Annotated in this window: 3 protein-coding genes and 2 pseudogenes; 2 read left to right on the top strand and 3 right to left on the bottom strand. The window is 58.0% G+C overall.

Going from position 1 to position 3,023, the window contains the following annotated elements; genetic code table 11:
* Positions 1–139 precede the first annotated feature (139 nt).
* Positions 140–1,330 carry an IS91 family transposase gene (locus tag MSKU9_RS03325; RefSeq protein WP_141259931.1) on the top strand — a complete coding sequence of 397 codons (1,191 nt, stop codon included), beginning with the start codon at positions 140–142 and terminating at the stop codon, positions 1,328–1,330.
* A 386-nt stretch (positions 1,331–1,716) separates the two neighbouring features.
* Here MSKU9_RS03325 and MSKU9_RS03320 read toward each other — a convergent pair whose 3' ends face one another.
* On the bottom strand, positions 1,717–2,100 hold the full coding sequence (locus MSKU9_RS03320; protein ID WP_141259933.1) for a hypothetical protein: 384 nt from the start codon (positions 2,098–2,100) through the stop codon (positions 1,717–1,719).
* Between the two features lie 32 nt (positions 2,101–2,132).
* Here MSKU9_RS03320 and MSKU9_RS03315 point away from each other — a divergent pair.
* A pseudogene (locus MSKU9_RS03315) lies at positions 2,133–2,351 on the top strand (DUF1348 family protein); the annotation flags it as partial.
* A gap of 119 nt (positions 2,352–2,470) precedes the next feature.
* Here MSKU9_RS03315 and MSKU9_RS03310 read toward each other — a convergent pair.
* Together MSKU9_RS03310 and MSKU9_RS18485 are read right to left on the bottom strand one after the other, a co-directional pair.
* Positions 2,471–2,842, bottom strand: coding sequence for a hypothetical protein (locus MSKU9_RS03310; protein WP_193557625.1), 372 nt, complete (start codon positions 2,840–2,842; stop codon positions 2,471–2,473).
* Positions 2,835–3,023: pseudogene (locus MSKU9_RS18485) on the bottom strand (RNase A-like domain-containing protein); the annotation flags it as partial. The gene MSKU9_RS03310 and the pseudogene MSKU9_RS18485, both read right to left, overlap by 8 nt.

Genomic DNA, 3,023 nt, shown 5'->3' with positions numbered 1-3,023 from the left:
CTGGAGACCACGGCCCTTTATACAAAAGTTGCGACACGGACCGTGCGGGCCGTCATCAGTCCGCTCGACAGGCTGGGCATGCTGACGACGGCGCAGGCGAGGCCCGACGGCTGATCGCCGAGCTTCGGTGGGCACGGTCATGTCCGCCTCGCTCGAACTTGGCGATATCTTTCGGGCTGCCGGTCCTGCCCGGCGGGCAGCCCATGCCGGCCGTCTCCCTCTGCAGCAGCTCAAGGTCATGTCGGCGATCGAACACTGTCGCACGGCAGCCCTTGGTGGTCATGTTGCGGCCTGCGGGGACTGCGGACACTGGCGCATTGCCTATAACAGCTGCCGCAATCGTCATTGTCCGCGCTGCCAGGGGAATGCCGCGCGGACATGGCTGGCCGAACGTGAGGCTGACCTGCTGCCGGTCGGGTATTTCCATGTCGTCTTCACTCTGCCGGCGCGGATCGCCGACATCGCGCTGCAGAACAAGGCCGTTCTCTACGCCCTGCTGTTCCAGGCTGCCTCGGAGACGATGATGACGATCGCCGCCGATCCCCGGCATCTGGGTGCCCGCATCGGCATCACCGCCGTGCTGCACAGCTGGGGGTCGGCGCTGACCCACCATCCCCATGTGCGCATGATCGTGCCGGGTGGCGGTCTCTCGCCCGATGGTCAGCGCTGGATCTCGTCGCGCCCGGCCTTCCTCCTGCCCGTTCGTGTGCTGGGCAAGCTGTTTCGTCGTCTGTTCCTCACCCGGCTACTTGCGCTTTTCGATGCTGACCGGCTGGTCTTCCGGGGGCAGCTTGCCCCTCTCGCAGACCGTCGTACCTTTCTGCGGTATCTGGCCCCCGTGCGCGGCAGGCGCTGGGTTGTTTATGCCAAACCACCTTTTGCGGGTCCCAAAGCGGTGCTGGCCTACCTGTCGCACTATACCCACCGCATCGCCATCTCGAACCGCCGCCTCCTGGCGTTCAACGAAAACGGCGTGACGTTCCGCTACAAGGACTACAGGCGGGACACGGCCCACCAGCAGCAGGTCATGACGCTCGCCACGGATGAGTTCATCCGTCGCTTCATGTTGCATGTCCTGCCCCGGGAATTTCATCGCATCCGCCATTATGGCCTGCTGGCCAGTTCCAGCCGCAAGGCCAGCCTCGCCCGGGTGCGGGAACTGCTGAAGGTCATACCCACGTCAGCGGCAGAGACCCCTGAGCCTGAACCGGTCATGCCACCGCCCTGCCCATGCTGTGGTGGTCAGATGGTCGTCATCCAGATCCTTCCCCGATGGTGCCAGCCCAGAGGGCTGCCACCGGCGACTGATCCGGCCGGGGGATCACCATGACAGCCCGCAGAGACAACAGCATGACCGATCCCGATGCCGGAGTGGCTGCACTCCGGCAAACCGAGGCTCCTGTACGCATCACTGGAAAACCCGGGAAAATCGCTGCCTGCACCGCCAGTTCTGACATCACGTCATGCAGATCCGATCACAAAAACCCGTTCCAGTTCCACATACGTACCTTTATGCTCTGGCTCAGCCTCTCCTCCGGGGTGGCGCCAGTTGCAAATTCCCCATAACTGAGTCCCGGTGTCGCGGGTTCGGTCTTCCCAGATTTTCGTACGCCTCGCGGCGCCCGAAACTCTTCAGGTAAGCGGATGGTCTGTTTCTGGAACGCCAACACATGGAAACAGACATTTCTGTATTCCATGTTGGTGAATGCCCGGCCCCTACACGTCGCGGTCAATCTCTCTTCCCGCCCGCACCTCGGGGTCATTTTCAAAGGTATGCAGAACGGCTGACCAGAATGCCCGCAGGCTTGGAAAGCTGCCCCAGTTAGGTGGTTCTTCAATATCCGCCGTGGGGTCCATACCGAGCACAGCCCAACTGACGCGATCGAGGTCCATATCGCTATAGGCCAGTAACGTCCTTAATTCGTTGACTGTCTGCTGCTTGAACGGCAGGCGATGCATGCGCGGCGCATCTTCAATGACCTCGAACAGTGTATCGCCAAAGAGCTCAGGATCCTCGCCAAACGAACTCGCGCCCAGATCTGCTAGACGCGGAAATAGGTCGAGAATATCATATTTATTCAAGCTTAACGGTATAGACATAATAAACCATCCCATTTTATTCTTTTTTATTACACGATTGCCGTCTGATCAAGGAATTGTGGGGTTTCTGCCTCAACCGCATGGCCGTGCGCTTTGCCTATGAATGGCATGACGGCACGGTGGCGTGGCGGCGCTCCTACGGTAACGAGGTCTGGGAATTTGATGCCGATGACCTGATGCATACCCGCTTCGCTGCCATAAACGACCAACCGATTACGGCGGATGCGGGCCTGTCGGAACTGGGACTGTAACCTTGTGCGGGGTGCGTTTTGTAAAGCGATGACCGGGGTGACTGGCCAGTTCTGGGTTGCTAATATGCGGAACCTGACATCCCCGCGAGACCTGTTGCCAATAACCCTGCGCGTTCAGGTCAGCTGCCTTTTGTTTCCTGGACCTCGGGATCATGTTCAAAGGCGTGCAGGACGGCAGACCAGAATGCCCGCAGGCTTGGGAAGCTGCCCCAGTTGGGCGGTTCCTCCGGCTCAACTGTTGGATCTATGCGGATCAGGGCCCAGGTAATATGGTCAATTTCCGCATCGCTGCAGGCCAGTAAAGTTCTTAATTCAGCGATTGTTTGCAGTTTGAACGGAAGATCATGCGTTCGCGGTCCGCACTGGATTGCTTCCTCCAGCGTATCTCCAAACATATCGGCATCTTCGCCTAAAGAACTGGCGCCCAGGTCATCCAGACGTTTAAATATTTTACAAATATCAAAGTTATTTAATTCTAATAGTTTACGCATAGTAAAACATCCAATTATGTTCTTTTTTAGTAATTGTCACTGTTATATATCGCGCAGATTTTCTTACACGATCGGCTTTCTCGACGACAATCGCCCCGCTGCCTGAAAGATGCCCTTCAACGTGAATTGAACTTCCATCTCTGGCATCCCTGAGCCACGTGTCAACCTTGGAAGAATTGTC

This window comes from Komagataeibacter diospyri (assembly GCF_006538165.1).
Lineage (GTDB): Bacteria > Pseudomonadota > Alphaproteobacteria > Acetobacterales > Acetobacteraceae > Komagataeibacter > Komagataeibacter diospyri.
This window is presented reverse-complemented; position numbering and strand designations above follow the sequence as displayed.

Bases quoted from the DNA above. Each gene is read 5' to 3' on its own strand.
- MSKU9_RS03325 (WP_141259931.1), top strand. From the start codon at position 140: ATGTCCGCCTCGCTCGAACTTGGCGATATCTTTCGGGCTGCCGGTCCT.
- MSKU9_RS03310 (WP_193557625.1), bottom strand. From the start codon at position 2,842: ATGCGTAAACTATTAGAATTAAATAACTTTGATATTTGTAAAATATTT.
- MSKU9_RS03320 (WP_141259933.1), bottom strand. From the start codon at position 2,100: ATGTCTATACCGTTAAGCTTGAATAAATATGATATTCTCGACCTATTT.